The sequence below is a fragment of the Pseudomonas sp. S1_G07 genome (assembly GCF_054668565.1).
The window spans coordinates 4,833,721-4,848,345 of sequence record NZ_CP162778.1; the positions used below are offsets into that span (position 1 = coordinate 4,833,721).

13 protein-coding genes are annotated in these 14,625 nt (G+C 62.4%); 4 read left to right on the forward strand and 9 right to left on the reverse strand.

The features are described from left to right. Positions 1–72: 72 nt before the first annotated feature. The 3 genes from AB4O05_RS21905 to pqqA all read right to left on the reverse strand — a co-directional run bounded on the left by AB4O05_RS21905 (position 73) and on the right by pqqA (position 2,789). Positions 73–1,443, reverse strand: a complete 1,371-nt coding sequence (locus tag AB4O05_RS21905; protein WP_460135327.1) for an ATP-binding response regulator — start codon at positions 1,441–1,443, stop codon at positions 73–75. Then, the gene (ercA, locus tag AB4O05_RS21910; RefSeq protein WP_460135326.1) at positions 1,427–2,590 is read right to left on the reverse strand and encodes an alcohol dehydrogenase-like regulatory protein ErcA; all 1,164 of its coding nucleotides are present in this window, start codon (positions 2,588–2,590) and stop codon (positions 1,427–1,429) included. Before ercA ends, AB4O05_RS21905 begins: the two co-directional genes overlap by 17 nt. 127 nt (positions 2,591–2,717) lie before the next feature. Next, a complete protein-coding gene (pqqA, locus tag AB4O05_RS21915; RefSeq protein ID WP_010209364.1) occupies positions 2,718–2,789 on the reverse strand; it encodes a pyrroloquinoline quinone precursor peptide PqqA in 72 nt (23 codons plus the stop codon). A 216-nt stretch (positions 2,790–3,005) separates the two neighbouring features. On the opposite strand from pqqA, the gene AB4O05_RS21920 reads away from it, so the two are divergent. Genes AB4O05_RS21920 through AB4O05_RS21930 form a run of 3 tightly spaced genes read left to right on the forward strand, consistent with a single transcriptional unit; the run spans position 3,006 to position 5,714 of the window. Beyond that, complete coding sequence (locus AB4O05_RS21920; RefSeq protein ID WP_460135325.1) at positions 3,006–3,443, forward strand: transposase; 438 nt, start codon at positions 3,006–3,008, stop codon at positions 3,441–3,443. Between the two features lie 39 nt (positions 3,444–3,482). Beyond that, entirely contained in the window at positions 3,483–4,832 is a 1,350-nt protein-coding gene (locus AB4O05_RS21925) for an IS110 family RNA-guided transposase (RefSeq protein ID WP_126587413.1), read from the forward strand. Positions 4,833–4,889: 57 nt separating this feature from the next. Continuing rightward, a complete protein-coding gene (locus AB4O05_RS21930) occupies positions 4,890–5,714 on the forward strand; it encodes an IS3 family transposase (protein WP_460137752.1) in 825 nt (274 codons plus the stop codon). A 133-nt stretch (positions 5,715–5,847) separates the two neighbouring features. On the opposite strand, the gene exaC is transcribed toward AB4O05_RS21930, so the two are convergent. From exaC to pedF, 6 genes are all read right to left on the reverse strand, one after another. Next, complete coding sequence (gene exaC, locus AB4O05_RS21935; RefSeq protein ID WP_460135324.1) at positions 5,848–7,368, reverse strand: acetaldehyde dehydrogenase ExaC; 1,521 nt, start codon at positions 7,366–7,368, stop codon at positions 5,848–5,850. A gap of 121 nt (positions 7,369–7,489) precedes the next feature. Further along, positions 7,490–9,265, reverse strand: coding sequence for a PQQ-dependent methanol/ethanol family dehydrogenase (locus AB4O05_RS21940; RefSeq protein WP_460135323.1), 1,776 nt, complete (start codon positions 9,263–9,265; stop codon positions 7,490–7,492). Between the two features lie 107 nt (positions 9,266–9,372). Then, positions 9,373–10,302 carry a quinoprotein relay system zinc metallohydrolase 1 gene (locus AB4O05_RS21945; protein ID WP_460135322.1) on the reverse strand — a complete coding sequence of 310 codons (930 nt, stop codon included), beginning with the start codon at positions 10,300–10,302 and terminating at the stop codon, positions 9,373–9,375. A gap of 16 nt (positions 10,303–10,318) precedes the next feature. Next, positions 10,319–11,068: a quinoprotein dehydrogenase-associated SoxYZ-like carrier gene (locus AB4O05_RS21950; RefSeq protein ID WP_460135321.1), complete on the reverse strand. Its 750-nt coding sequence runs from the start codon at positions 11,066–11,068 to the stop codon at positions 10,319–10,321. A gap of 9 nt (positions 11,069–11,077) precedes the next feature. Beyond that, positions 11,078–11,953, reverse strand: coding sequence for a substrate-binding periplasmic protein (locus AB4O05_RS21955; protein ID WP_460135320.1), 876 nt, complete (start codon positions 11,951–11,953; stop codon positions 11,078–11,080). Between the two features lie 3 nt (positions 11,954–11,956). Next, positions 11,957–12,418 (reverse strand): cytochrome c-550 PedF, encoded by a 462-nt coding sequence (pedF, locus tag AB4O05_RS21960; protein ID WP_460135319.1) that lies wholly within the window; start codon positions 12,416–12,418, stop codon positions 11,957–11,959. 255 nt (positions 12,419–12,673) lie between these two features. Between pedF and exaA the strand changes: the two genes are divergently transcribed. After that, positions 12,674–14,566, forward strand: coding sequence for a quinoprotein ethanol dehydrogenase (exaA, locus tag AB4O05_RS21965; RefSeq protein ID WP_460135318.1), 1,893 nt, complete (start codon positions 12,674–12,676; stop codon positions 14,564–14,566). The last annotated feature ends 59 nt before the right edge of the window (positions 14,567–14,625 follow it).

Consider the following 14,625-nt stretch of genomic DNA (forward strand, 5'->3'; position numbering starts at 1 on the left):
TACTCCGTGCCTTCAGATCAGGCCCTGAGCATGAGGCACGGCACCGCACGGCGTGTTGACAGGTATCAGTCTCTAGACCAATAACTGGCTCAACACCGCCCGCAACTTACCGGGCTTGAGCGGTTTGTTCAGCAAGGGCGCATCCAGCCGTCGCAGGGCGCGACGGCACTGGTCGGTACGGTCGGCGGTGATGATCACGGCGGGGATCTTCTGCGCGAAATGCTCGCGCAGGTGCTTGACCACCTCGCAACCCACCACCCCATGGTCCAGGTGGTAGTCCGCCAGGATCAGTTCCGGCGCCCGGCCCTGCAACGCCAGTAACGCGCCGGCCAGGTCGGTGGCGGTGACCACTTCGCAGCCCCACTGGCCGAGCAGCGCGCGCATGCTATCGAGGATGCTGACTTCGTTGTCGATCACCAGCAGACGCCGGCCTGGTAACGGATTGCCCGTGGTCGGTTGCACCGGCAGTTGGCTGATCGCCAGGGGCATCTCGGCGCTCAGGGGCACTTCGATGCTGAACATCGAGCCACGCCCCGGCCAGGAACGCACGGCAATCGGGTAGCCCAGCACCTCGGCGATACGCTCGACAATCGCCAACCCCAGCCCCACGCCTTTGCGGTCCGAGGCCCGGCCCACATCCAGCTGGTTGAACTCGAGGAAGATCGCCTCCAACCGGTCGGCCGCAATGCCGCGCCCGGTGTCCCACACCTCCAGGCGCAGGCACTCCCCGCGCCGCCGGGCGCCAAGCAGGATGCAGCCTTCTTCGGTGTAGCGGCAGGCGTTGCTGAGAAAATTACGCAGAATCCGCGTGAGCAGGCGCAGGTCGGTGCGCACCGCATAATGGCCCATGCGCACACGCAGGTTCAGCCCGGCGGCCTGGGCCACCGACTGAAACTCCGAGACCAGCGGTGCAAACACCTCATCCAGCCGATACAGGGCCACGTCCGGTTTGACGGCCGCCTGGTCCAGGCGCGAGATGTCGAGCAAGTCGGTGAGCAAATCCTCCGCGCCTTCCAGGGCCTGGTGGGTGCGCTCCACCAGCACCTGCTCGACGCTGGGCAAGTTGCGCTCACGCAGGGTGGAGATCAGCAGCCGCGCCGCGTTGAGCGGTTGCAGCAGGTCGTGGCTGGCGGCGGCGAGGTATTTGTCTTTGCTGCGGTTGGCGGCCTGGGCGGCGTCGCGGGCATCGCGCAGGGCCTGCTCGACCTGCTCGCGCTGGGCGATCTGCTGTTGCAGGTTGCGGTTGGCTTCCAGCAATTCGTCGGTGCGCGCGGCAACGCGCTGCTCCAGTTCATCGTTGAGGCGAATATAGCGCTTGCGCTCGGCCTCCAGCTCATCCAGGCGCGCGGTGAGTTCCGGGTAATGGCTCTTGCGCGCCGAGTGGTTGCCCAGCCCCAGCAGCCCGGCCAGTGCCTGTTGCTGGTCGTCAGAGCGCTTCGCCATACACGACCTCGACGTCACGCTGGCTCGACTCACGGGGGTTGGTGAGGATGCACGGGTCGTCCATCGCATGCTGGGACAAAAACGGAATATCCGCCACGCGCACCCCATGCAGGCCCAGAGTTTCATGGAAACCGATCGCATGTTTCAGGGCGATCAGGTGTTCCACCAGTCGCCCACGGATCTGCCGATGATTGAGGCCCCGGCAATCGATGCCAAACGTCTCGGCGATGACCTTGAAGCGCTCCGGCGCCGAGTTGTAGTTGAACGCCACCACATGCTCCACCAGCACCGCGTTGCACAAGCCATGGGGCAAATCGAGAAAGCCGCCGAGGCTGTGGGACATCGCGTGCACCGCGCCAAGGATCGCATTGGAGAACGCCAGGCCGGCCTGCATGCTGCCGAGCATGATCTTCTCGCGCAGGGCAATGTCGGCGGGGTTGGCGATCATCTGTACCAGGTTGCCGTTGATCAGGCGCATGGCTTCCAGGGCGTGGGGGTCGGTCAGCGGACCGTGGCCGGTGGACACGAATGCTTCGATGGCATGCACCAGCGCGTCGATGCCGGTGCAGGCCGACAGGAACGGGTCCATGCTGGCCGTGGTTTCCGGGTCGATCAGCGACACATCCGGCACCACCGCCTTGCTGACGATGGAAAACTTCATGCGTTCCTGCTGGTTGGAAATGATCACGAACTGCGACACATCCGCCGAGGTGCCGGCGGTGGTGGGGATCAGGATCAGCGGCGGGCTGGGCACGCGAATGGTGTCCACGCCTTCGAATTCGAGGATGTTGCGCCCATGGGCAACCACAATGCCGATGGCCTTGCCGCAGTCCATGGGGCTACCGCCGCCGATGGCCACGATCACGTCGCAATGGTTGTCGCGGTACACCTCGGCGCCGAGCATCACTTCTTCGACACGGGGGTTGGGCGAGACGGCGCTGTACAGGCAGTAGTCGATGCCGATGGCCTGCAGGCTGGCTTCCACATCGGCTACCCAGCCGGCGGCGATCACGCCGGGGTCGCTGACCACCAGGACCTTGCGCGCACCGAAGGTCTTGGCGTAATTGCCCACGTTATGCCGGCAGCCGGCACCAAAGATGATTTCAGGCGAGACGAATTTACGCAGGAGGCTCAGATTGGGGCTCATTGGAAAGCCTGTTGTTATTATTTTTGGAAGATGCGCTCCACACTAACCCATCCAGAGGCGAATGCAATCAGACCAAAGGGTCATGCCCAATACGGCACCGGCCAGCACGCGGCTGGCCGGAGATGGATCAGCGGCTGGCGAAGTACATGGTCACTTCAAAGCCGATACGCAGGTCGGTAAACGCGGGTTTGGTCCACATGGGGAGAGTCCTCTTGTTGTGCCGGAAGATTCCGGTAAAGGCATTAATGCATGGGGGGTCAAAGGGGCGAATGCTACTTTGGAACGAGCTGGGCGCATGCATTGGTAGCGGGCATACCCCCGTCGCCCCCCTGTAGGAGCGAGTTTGAACTGGCCTAATGATTTTGGACACTTCAATCGGGCGCTATGATGGCGCCCAAATCTGAGGTGTTTGGATATGCGTAAATCTTATTCGAGTGAGTTCAAGCTCAAGGCTGCCAGCATGGTGCTGGACGAAGGCCAGCCGGTTACCGAGGTGTGTGCCAGTTTGGATATAGGCCCTACCGCCTTGCGTCGTTGGGTCGATCAGGTACGCAAAGAGCGTTTGGGCTCGACGCCGGTAGGCGCCAAGGCGATTACCGCCGACCAGCGAGAGATTCAGAGGCTCAAAGCCCTGCTCAGGGAGAAAGATCTGGACATCGAAATCCTAAAAAACCGCCTCCCCGGCGCTCCGCGGCCCATTGGATTAGAAACACTGCGTTCTACACTGATCTTACTGGACAGTGGTCGCTGGCTTTTTGGAGGCTTAGTCCCCGTCAAAAAACTTGACCCAGGGGAAGCTGCGGACCCGTTAGTGGTGGCACGTTCCGTGACCCCGTTTAGGAAGGTGATTTGATCCGAGTCCCCGTCCAGTTCAACTTGACTGGAGGTGCTCATGAAAAAGCATGATCTGAAGCAGCGTGGGTTACCGGTTATTCATGATTACGCAGCCGGCATTGATATTGGCTCACGCTTTCATGTGGTGGCCGTTCCTGCAGACCTGGCCAAAGAATCCGTTCAAACTTTCCAGGCCTTCACTGCCGATCTCGAGCGCATGGCCAACTGGCTGGTAAGTCTTGGGATAACGACGGTCGCCATGGAATCAACAGGCGTTTACTGGATTCCGGTTTACGAAATACTGGAAGCGCACGGCCTTCAGGTCGTACTCGCCAATGCGCGTGATGCCCGTGCGGTGCCAGGGCGCAAAACCGATGTGAATGATGCACAGTGGATTCAACGACTCCATGCATGTGGGCTGCTTCGAGCCAGCTTTCACCCTGATCGTGAGATTTCGGCTTTGCGCAGCTATTTGCGGCTGCGGGAGCGTCATCTCGATTATGCCGCGGCGCATATTCAGCACATGCAAAAAGCTCTCACGCACATGAACCTGCAATTGCATCACGTTGTGGCCGATATCACCGGCTTGTCGGGGATGCGGATAATTCGCGCCATCGTCGCAGGCGAGCGCAACCCCTCCTCGTTAGCGGCGCTGAGTGACAAGCGCTGCAAGGCAGGTGTTGATGTGATTGAGGCATCGCTGGTCGGCAACTACCAGCCCGAGCACGTTTTCGCTTTGACGCAGGCGCTGTCCATGTATGACGCTTATCAAGCGCAGCTACTGGTTTGCGACCAGCAGATTGCACAAACGTTGATTAAGCTCTCGCAGGAAAAGACATTGCCCGCTGAGCCGCTGCCAAAACCACGGCATAACACTCGGCAACCCAACGCGCTCAATTTCGATGTACGTACCTTGCTCTATCAACTGGTCGGTGTTGATCTGACCCAGATCCACGGCATCGGCCCCTACCTGGCTCTTCGGCTGGTCGCCGAGTGTGGCACGGATCTGAGTCGATGGCGGACTTGTCACCATTTCACTTCCTGGCTCACCCTTGCACCCGGCTGTCGCATCAGTGGCGGCAAGGTACTTTCGGCCCATACCCGCAAGACCAAAAATCGAGTGACCGCCCATCTGCGCTTAGCCGCAGTGACGGTCGGCAGAACCAATACCGCATTGGGGGCGTTTTATCGGCGGCTCGCGGCGCGAATCGGCAAAGCCAAGGCGGTCACGGCTACCGCTCGAAAGATCGCGATCCTGTTCTACAACGCCATGCGTTTCGGCATGAATTATCAAGACCCTGGAGCAGATCACTATGAGCAAAAATATCGCGAGCGAGTCGTCAAAGGCCTACACCGACGCGCGGCTGAGTTTGGTTTTACGCTGCAACCACTGGAGGGTGTTTCTTAGGAAGGCCAGTGCTCTCCTGCTTTTGGACGCCAAAGATCATTCACGCTGATCGATGAGCTGGACGAGCAGTACGGCGTTAATCGGTGTTGCCGGGCGTTCGGCGTCAACCGCAGCAGCTTTTACGCTTGGCGTCAGCGCCAAGGTAAGGCTAATCCTCAGCGAGAGAAGCTTAAAGCCGCGCTGGTCAAGCATCACAAAGCATCGCGGGCTTCTGCGGGAGCGAGGACTTTGGCGAAGGAGCTGCAAGAGAAAGGGCATCGCATTGGCCGGTACTTGGCTCGCAGTTTGATGCGCGAAGCGGGGATCGCCAGCCGCCAGCGCCGACGCCATAAATACAAATCGCCCGGTGTGGAAGCTTTGGTGGCACCGCACGTGCTCAAGCGTAAGTTTGATGTCACGGCGGTCAATCAGGTGTGGTGTGGCGACGTGACGTACATCAAGGTCGGCAAGCGATGGCTGTATTTTGCTGCGATTCTGGATTTGTTCGCCCGTCGGATCGTGGGCTGGTCGTTTTCGATGATTTCCGATGCCACGCTGACCTGCGAGGCTTTGCGGATGGCGGTTGAGCTCAGAGGTCGTCCTAAAGAGGTGCTGTTTCATTCAGACCAAGGCTGTCAGTACACCAGTCATAAGTTCAGGAATGAGCTGCTGGAGCATGGCCTGCGGCAAAGCATGAGCCGTAAAGGCGAATGCTGGGATAACGCTCCGATGGAGCGCTTCTTCGGAAGTTTGAAATCAGAGTGGGTGCCCGAGACGGGTTACGCATCAGAACATGAGGCCCGAGCGGACGTGCAGCGTTATGTCTCGCGCTACAACATCACCAGGCCTCACAGTTACAACGATTACCGGTCTCCGGTCGTCAGGGAGAGACTGGCGGCGTGAACCTTAAATGGTGTCCAAGAATACTTGACCAGTTCAGCTTGCTCGCGAAGATCGTCAACGATAACGCGGGGTGCCTGATGCCCCGCATTGCCCTGAGGTTTTTCGCGAGCAAGCTCGCTCCTACAGGGTCAGGTTAGAAGAAGCCCAACGGGTTGATGTCGTAGCTCACCAGCAGGTTCTTGGTCTGTTGGTAGTGATCCAGCATCATCTTGTGGTTCTCACGCCCCACGCCCGACTTCTTGTAGCCGCCAAACGCCGCATGCGCCGGGTACAGGTGATAGCAGTTGGTCCACACGCGACCGGCCTTGATCGCCCGGCCCATGCGGTACGCGCGGTTGATGTCGCGGGTCCACAGCCCGGCGCCCAGGCCGAATTCGCTGTCGTTGGCAATCGCCAGGGCTTCGGCTTCGTCCTTGAAGGTGGTGATCCCCACCACCGGGCCGAAGATTTCTTCCTGGAACACACGCATCTTGTTGTGGCCCTTGAGCAGCGTCGGCTGGATGTAATACCCGCTGGACAGGTCGCCCTCCAGACGCTCGGCCGCGCCGCCGGTGAGCAGCTCGGCGCCCTCTTCCTGGGCAATCTTGAGGTACGAGAGGATCTTGTCGTATTGCTGCTCGGACGCCTGGGCGCCGACCATGGTCTCGGTGTCCAGCGGGTTGCCGCGCTTGATCTTGACGATCTTCTGCATCACCACTTTCATGAAGTCGTCGTAGATCGACTCCTGCACCAGCGCCCGCGACGGGCAGGTGCACACTTCGCCCTGGTTGAAGAACGCCAGCACCAGGCCCTCGGCGGCTTTTTCGATGAACGCAGGCTCGGCCTGCATGATGTCTTCGAAGAAGATGTTCGGCGATTTGCCGCCCAGTTCCACGGTGGACGGAATGAGGTTCTCGGCGGCCGCATGCATGATGTGCGCACCGATCGGCGTGGAGCCGGTAAAGGCGATCTTGGCGATGCGCTTGCTGGTGGCCAGCGCCTCACCGGCTTCGCGGCCGAAGCCCTGGACGATATTGAGCACGCCCGGCGGCAGCAGGTCATTGATCAACTCGGCAAACACCATGATCGACAGCGGCGTCTGTTCGGCCGGCTTGAGCACGATGCAGTTACCGGCGGCCAGGGCCGGGGCGAGTTTCCAGGCGGCCATCAGCAGCGGGAAGTTCCACGGAATGATCTGCCCGACCACGCCCAATGGCTCGTGGAAGTGATAGGCCGCGGTGTGTTCGTTGATCTCGGCGGCGCCGCCTTCCTGGGCGCGGATGCAGCCGGCGAAATAGCGGAAGTGGTCGGCGGCCAGGGGCACGTCGGCGTTGAGGGTTTCGCGCACGGCCTTGCCGTTGTCCCAGCTTTCGGTCACAGCCAGCACGTCGAGATTCTGCTCGATGCGGTCGGCGATTTTCAGCAGCACCAGGGAGCGATCCTGCGGCGAGGTCTTGCCCCAGGCGTCGGCGGCGGCATGGGCGGCGTCGAGGGCCTTGTCGATGTCGGCGGCGTTGGAGCGCGGGAACTCGGCAATCACTTCGCCGGTCACCGGCGAGGTGTTGGTGAAGTACTCACCGCTCTGCGGCGCAACGAACTCACCGCCGATGTAATTGCCGTAGCGCTGCTTGAAGCTGACGATGGCGCCAGGGGTGCCAGGTTGTGCGTAGATCATGTTAAAGCCTCTGTCTGGGTCCGGGCCTGTCGGTCAACAGGCGATGACCCGATAGTAAAGAGCCCCCGCTGCCGGGCGAATGCGCCGTTGGCAGGGGGGTACTTGTCATTTGGTCGTAGATTCAGTGCTTGGCGACCAGTTCTTTGGGCAACTTGAAGGTCCAGAGCATGCCGCCCTGGTTGAAGTCCTTGATGCGCTTGGCCACTTCACCGCCCCACAACGGCACCGCGCCGCCCCAGCCGGAGAGCACCGAGACGTACTGTTCGCCGTCCATTTCCCAGGTCACGGGCGAACCGAGCACGCCGGAGCCGGTCTGGAATTCCCAGACCTTCTCGCCGGTCTTGGCGTTGAACGCTTGCAGGAAACCTTCCGGCGTGCCGGTGAACACCAGGTTGCCCTTGGTGGTCAGCACCCCGCCCCATAGCGGCGCGAAGTTCTTGTGGCGCCAGACTTCCTTGCCGGTCTTCGGGTCGATGGCGCGCAGCACGCCGATGTAGTCTTCGTTCAGCGGCTTGATGGTGAAGCCGGCACCGAGGAACGCCGCGCCTTTCTTGTAGGCGATGCCTTCGTTCCAGATGTCCATGCCCCACTCGTTGGACGGCACGTAGAACAGCCCGGTATCGCGGTTGTAGGCCATCGGCATCCAGTTCTTCGCACCGAGGAACGCCGGCGCGACAAACACCGAGGTACCCTTGGTTTCGCTGCCCGGCGCACCGGGGCGACTGGCTTCGTTGTAGATCGGCCGACCGTCCTTATCCAGGCCGGTGGCCCAGGTGATCTTGTCGACAAACGGGAAGCCGCGGATGAACTTGCCGTTGGTGCGGTCGAGCACGTAGAAGAAACCGTTGCGGTCGGCGGTGGCCGCCGCTTTGATTTCCTTGCCGCCTTCGGTGTAGTTGAAGGAGATCAGCTCGTTGACGCCGTCATAGTCCCAACCGTCGTGGGGGGTGCTCTGGAAGTGCCACTTGATGGTGCCATCGTCCGGGTTCAGCGCCAGGCGCGAGGATGAGTAGAGGTTGTCACCGGGGCGCAGGTGCGAGTTCCAGGGTGCCGGGTTGCCGGTGCCGAACAGCAACAGGTTGGTTTCCGGGTCGTAGTAGCCACCCAGCCATGGCGCCGCGCCGCCGGTCTTCCACAGATCGCCCGGCCAGGTCTTGCCCGCCTCGCCGCCGGAAATGCCGTTTTCCACGGCCTTGCCGTCCTTGTACACGTAGCCCATATGGCCTTCGACGGTCGGACGGCTCCACAGCAGGTCGCCGTTTTTCGGGTCATAGGCTTCGATCTTGCCCACCACACCGAATTCGCCGCCGGCCACGCCGGTAATCAGCTTGCCGTTGATCACCAGCGGCGCGGCACTGATCGAGTAGCCTTCCTTGTGGTCGGCGACCTTCTTGCTCCACACCACTTTGCCGGTGTCTTTATTCAGCGCCACCAGCTTGGCGTCGAGGGTGCCGAAGAACACCAGGTCGCCATACAGCGCCACGCCACGGTTGATCACGTCGCAGCACGGGCGGATGTCGTCAGGCAGACGCGCATCGTACTGCCAGAGCTTCTTGCCGGTGCGTGCATCCACCGCGAACACCCGCGAGTAGGAACCGGTGAGGTACATCACCCCATCCTTGACCATCGGCTGCGCCTGTTGACCGCGCTGTTTCTCGCCACCAAAGGAAAACGCCCAGACCGGGCGCAGGTCCTTGACGTTGTCCACGTTCAGCGTGTCGAGCGGGCTGTAGCGCTGGCCCTGCACGCCCAGGCCGTTGGTGACGATCTGCCCGGGGTTTTTCGGGTCCTGGAGGATGTCCTCGTCGGTGACCGAGGCCATGGCCTGGCCGGACAACAGGATGGCACCGAGTAACACGCTCAAGGCGAAGGGTTGGCGACGTGCGGGTTGGGTCATGACGGCTACCTCTGCGGTTTTTTGTTATACCCGGGAAATTTTCCCGGTCTGGTGCAGATTCTTGGACGCAGGGGCCGTTGCCACAATTGACCGCAGTATCGAGATTGCTAGTTCCTTAGTAGCGGGTGCATCTGCTCGCGCTCGTAGCGCGGGTACAGGTGGCTGACGCTGCGAATCAGTTCATAACGGCTCAGGGTGATCGCGGCGAAGCGCTCGGGGATGGGGCTGCGGATCATCTCGGCCATGTCGTTGCCGTGGGCCGCGCCGTCGCGCAGCAGTTGATCGAGCCAGGTGAGGTAGTCGCGCATCTGCGCGAAGGGCTGCGCGTCGCCGGCCACCGGGCCGTGGCCAGGCACGATCAGGGTCCAGGGCAAGGCTTGCAGGGTGTCGAGGTCGGCCAGCCACGCCGCCAGCCCTGGGCTGTTGGGGGTGGTCAGGGCGCGCTGGTAGAACACCAGGTCACCGGTGAACAACACGCCGGTGCTCTGGTCGAGGATCGCCAGGTCGGCGCCGGTGTGGCCGGTAAGGGCCAGCAGGCGCAGGTCGTGGCGGCCGAAGGTGAGCACGCCGGGTTCCACGGCCTGGGTGGGCAACACCACTTCGGTGCCGCGCATCCAGTCGCCGACCATGCGGTAGAGGTTTTCCGCCATGCTGTCGCCCTGCTCGTGCAGCAGGCGCGTGGTGTCGGCCAGGGCGCCGATGGGCACGTCCTTGAAGGCCTGGTTGCCCAGCGCATGGTCGGGGTGATGGTGGGTCATCAGCACCTGCACCACCGGCTTGTCGGTCACGCGGGCGATGGCCTGGCGCAGGGCTTCGCCGTAACGCCGCGACGGCCCGGTGTCGATCACCACCACGCCGGCCTCGGTGACGATAAAGGCGGTGTTGACGATATTGCCGCCATTGGCCTTGGCGAAGTTGTCGGTGCTGCCTTCGAGCAGCCAGGTGTCATCGGCGATCAGCCGGGGGTTGAGGGCGTAATCCAGGTCTGCCAGGGCGGGCAGGCTCAGGCCCAGGCACAACAATAGAATCCAGCGCATGCCGCGCTCCTTCTGGTCAGGGAATGGCCGCATCGAATTCATTGCCGCTGTTGTCGCGCAGCACCAGGCGGGTGGGGCCCGGCGCGTCGATATCGAAGGCCAGGTTGGGGTTTTCGCTGACCGCCGGGAACAACTCCAGCTCGGCCAATACCTGATCGTCCCGGCCACGCAATTGCGCATGGTTGATAAAAAATTCCGGGATGCCGCTGACCATGCCGTTGTCCATCGGGTGCGCCACCTGCACGCGCACCCGGCTGAAGTCACCACGCGGGTAACGCCCGCCGAGCACCTCGCCGATATGCTCTTCCCAACCCGGCTGGGTGCGCACCACGCTCGGCGCGGTGCAGCCGCCACCGGCAGCGTCGATCAGGGTCGAGCCGACGTGCCATACCCCGTCATCGGTCAGCACCGCCGCGCGCAACGGCGTGGCCTGCTCGATGCGGATGCGCAGCGCCAGCCACGGCAGCACCCCGGCCTTGGGTTGGAAGTCGACGATTTTCGGCAACGGGTTGAGCTCGGCCCAGGCCAGGATTCTCACCACATGGCCGTTGAACGCCCGCGCATCGATTTCCAGCGGTACCTGCCGTGCATCTTCGGCGAACGGCGGCGCCAGCAGCTTGACCCGCGCATCGAACACAAACGGCGCATCGGCCAGCAACTGCTTGTGATAGAACGCCCACATCACCGACGGCACCGGGTCGACTTCCACGGCGTGAGCCGCCAGCGGCAGCCAGCAAGCCAATATGCAGCTCAATCGCCAGTTCATCGCCTGCTCCTATTGATACATCTCGGGCACTTCGTACTGCAGGCCGTAGCGGCTGTAGATGTTTTGCACCGCGCCGTCGCGGATCAGGCCTTCCAGCGCCTCCTCCACCGCGTAGGCGAGCTGGCGATTGCTTTCATGCACCGCCATGCCGATCTCCCAGCGCTGCTTGCCCATGTTGGGGTAGGCGTTTTGCGCCAGGGCCAGCTGCGGGTCGTGGGCCTCGTGCACCTGCCAGTCGATTTCACCGCGCATGGCCATCACCGCGTCGACCTCGCCCGCCTTCATCGCCGCAAAGGCCTGGGGCACGCCGGGGTAGTGACGGGTCTTGGCGGCGAGCATGCCGTTGAACACCGAAGTGAGGTAGAACGACGGCACGCTGTCGACTTCGACGCCGATCGGGTGCTGTTCGAACACCGCCACGCTGGCGACTTTATCCAGGCGCCGGCGGTCATAGGCCACCTGCCATTGTTCGTTCTGGTATGGCCCGAACATCACCACATGGCCGTTTTCCAGCTCGCCCTGGTCGTTGCGTTTTTGCGCGTAGGCGTGGTCGTAGGGCGCACGCAGCATCAGGTCGGCCAGTTGCTGGTGGTGCAGCGGGCTGCCGCGCCAGATGTAGTCGCGCAGGTCGTCGTCGAGCTTCTCGCCGGCTGGCGCCCAGATCAGCGTCAGCCGTACCCCCAAGGCCTTGGCCAGGGCCTCGGCCAGGTCCACGTCGACACCCCGTGGGGTGCTGCCGTCCTGGAAGCTGTAGGGAGCAAAGTCCTTGTACACCGCCACCTTGATCTCGCCGGCGGCGATCATCTGGTCATAGCTGCGCACCTGCGCCTGTGCCGTCTGGCAGCACAGCAGGGCCAGGCCGAGCACATAAGCGAACAGGCGCATGGCTTACTCCTCGACGTGCACGCTGTCCAGGTAGGTGCGCACCGCCCACAGGGCTTCCTGGCTCAGGTAGTCGGCCATTTTCGGCATATACACCCGGCCATCGCGCACCGCGCCATGGCGCACGCGCTCGACAAACCACTCATCACCGGCCTCGCCCGCATCCAGCATGCGCAGGTCCGGGGCGATACCGCCGGACTTGGCTTCCAGGCCGTGGCAGGCGGCGCAGTTCTGGTTGTAGGCCGACGAGCCGATTTCCAGCGCTTTGTCATGTTCGGGCGAGGTGCGATACGGGTTCACCGCCGCCCAGCCGTCGCCGTCCACCGGCACGCCGGCGTCCTTGATCGAGGTCAGGCCCTTGGTTTCCACCGCTTGCGGGACCACGTTGCCATGCGCCCAGGCAGGGCCGGCACCGATTACACCCACCAACAGACCAGCCACGAGCCAGGCATTGTGTTTTGTTGTCATTATTTTTGCCCTCAGGATTGCACGCAAAACCTCATTGCAGAGGCTATGGCAATCATCTTAGAAACCCCGGTGCATGGGCCGTATGCTGCTTTGGTGGCCGCCCTCTCCTCCCTTGGTAGTAGGGCTTGTGGGGCACGCCTAAAACAGTGGCGCCTCGGGAAGTCTTCCCGGCCACAGCGGGACTTTTTCCGTATCCGCCCAGCGCCCCGGCGTAACACCCTGTGCAGGCCAAAACCTCCACTGGGAACTGCAACCATGACAAGAACAAGATCGCTACCCGCCCTTTCACCTTTGAGCCTTGCCGTGCAGGCCTTCCTGCTGGTCGGCAGCCTGTCCTTGAGCGCGACCGGTTTCGCCGCCGAGCCTGCGAAAACCACCCGCAACGTCACCTGGGAAGACATCGCCAACGACCACCTGACCACCCAGGACGTGCTGCAATACGGCATGGGCACCAACGCCCAGCGCTGGAGCCCGCTGGCCCAGGTCAACGACAAGAACGTGTTCAAGCTCACCCCGGCCTGGTCGTATTCGTTCGGCGATGAGAAGCAACGTGGCCAGGAGTCCCAGGCCATCGTCAGCGACGGCGTGGTCTATGTCACCGGCTCCTACTCCCGCGTGTTCGCCCTCGACGCCAAGACCGGCAAGCGCCTGTGGACCTACAACCACCGCCTGCCCGACAACATTCGCCCGTGCTGCGACGTGGTCAACCGTGGCGCGGCGATCTTTGGCGACAAGATCTACTTCGGCACCCTCGACGCGCGCCTGATCGCCCTCGACAAAAACACCGGCAAAGTGGTGTGGAACAAGAAATTCGGCGACCACGCCGCCGGCTACACCATGACCGGCGCCCCGGTGCTGATCAAAGACAAGGTCAGCGGCAAGGTGCTGCTGATCCACGGCAGCTCCGGCGATGAATTCGGCGTAGTCGGCCAGCTGTTTGCACGCGACCCGGACACCGGCGAAGAAGTGTGGATGCGCCCGTTCGTGGAAGGCCACATGGGCCGCCTCAACGGCAAGGACAGCACCCCGACCGGCGACGTCAAAGCGCCGTCGTGGCCGGATGACCCGACCACCGAAACCGGCAAGGTCGAAGCCTGGAGCCATGGCGGCGGCGCGCCTTGGCAGAGCGCAAGCTTCGATGCCGAGACCAACACGATCATCGTCGGCGCCGGCAACCCCGGCCCGTGGAACACCTGGGCACGCACGTCCAAGGACGGCAACCCCCACGACTTCGACAGCCTCTACACCTCAGGCCAGGTCGGCGTCGACCCGAGTACCGGCGAAGTGAAGTGGTTCTACCAGCACACCCCGAACGATGCCTGGGACTTCTCCGGCAACAACGAACTGGTGCTGTTCGACTACAAAGACAAGGACGGCAAAGTGGTCAAGGCCACCGGCCACGCCGACCGCAACGGGTTCTTCTACGTGGTCGACCGCAACAACGGCAAGCTGCAGAACGCCTTCCCGTTTGTCGACAACATCACCTGGGCCAGCCATATCGACCTGAAGACCGGCCGCCCCGTGGAAAACGAAGGGCAGCGCCCGGCCAAGCCGTTGCCAGGTGAAACCAAGGGCAAGCCGGTGGAAGTGTCACCGCCGTTCCTCGGTGGCAAGAACTGGAACCCCATGGCCTACAGCCAGGACACCGGGCTGTTCTACATTCCGGGCAACCAGTGGAAAGAGGAATACTGGACCGAAGAGGTCAACTACAAGAAAGGCTCGGCGTACCTGGGCATGGGGTTCCGTATCAAGCGCATGTATGACGACCACGTCGGCACCCTGCGGGCGATGAACCCGACCACCGGCAAGGTGGTGTGGGAGCACAAGGAACACTTGCCGCTGTGGGCCGGTGTGCTGGCGACCAAGGGCAACCTGGTGTTCACCGGTACCGGCGACGGTTTCTTCAAGGCCTTCGACGCGAAAACCGGCAAGGAGCTGTGGAAATTCCAGACCGGCAGCGGCATCGTCTCGCCGCCTATCACTTGGGAGCAGGATGGCGAGCAGTATGTCGGCGTGACCGTCGGCTATGGCGGCGCGGTGCCGTTGTGGGGTGGCGACATGGCCGAGCTGACCAAGCCGGTGGCACAGGGCGGGTCGTTCTGGGTGTTCAAGATCCCGAGCTGGGATCAGAAAACCGCACAGAAGTAACCCACAGAGAATGCCGGGCCGCCTTTGTTTGTGGTGAGCCCGGTCACCCCAGGATCATC

Excerpts from the sequence above, each read along its gene's own strand:
- AB4O05_RS21905 (WP_460135327.1), bottom strand. The coding sequence starts at position 1,443 with ATGGCGAAGCGCTCTGACGACCAGCAACAGGCACTGGCCGGGCTGCTG.
- ercA (WP_460135326.1), bottom strand. The coding sequence starts at position 2,590 with ATGAGCCCCAATCTGAGCCTCCTGCGTAAATTCGTCTCGCCTGAAATC.
- AB4O05_RS21920 (WP_460135325.1), top strand. The coding sequence starts at position 3,006 with ATGCGTAAATCTTATTCGAGTGAGTTCAAGCTCAAGGCTGCCAGCATG.
- AB4O05_RS21925 (WP_126587413.1), top strand. The coding sequence starts at position 3,483 with ATGAAAAAGCATGATCTGAAGCAGCGTGGGTTACCGGTTATTCATGAT.
- exaC (WP_460135324.1), bottom strand. The coding sequence starts at position 7,368 with ATGATCTACGCACAACCTGGCACCCCTGGCGCCATCGTCAGCTTCAAG.
- AB4O05_RS21940 (WP_460135323.1), bottom strand. The coding sequence starts at position 9,265 with ATGACCCAACCCGCACGTCGCCAACCCTTCGCCTTGAGCGTGTTACTC.
- AB4O05_RS21945 (WP_460135322.1), bottom strand. The coding sequence starts at position 10,302 with ATGCGCTGGATTCTATTGTTGTGCCTGGGCCTGAGCCTGCCCGCCCTG.
- AB4O05_RS21950 (WP_460135321.1), bottom strand. The coding sequence starts at position 11,068 with ATGAACTGGCGATTGAGCTGCATATTGGCTTGCTGGCTGCCGCTGGCG.
- AB4O05_RS21955 (WP_460135320.1), bottom strand. The coding sequence starts at position 11,953 with ATGCGCCTGTTCGCTTATGTGCTCGGCCTGGCCCTGCTGTGCTGCCAG.
- pedF (WP_460135319.1), bottom strand. The coding sequence starts at position 12,418 with ATGACAACAAAACACAATGCCTGGCTCGTGGCTGGTCTGTTGGTGGGT.
- exaA (WP_460135318.1), top strand. The coding sequence starts at position 12,674 with ATGACAAGAACAAGATCGCTACCCGCCCTTTCACCTTTGAGCCTTGCC.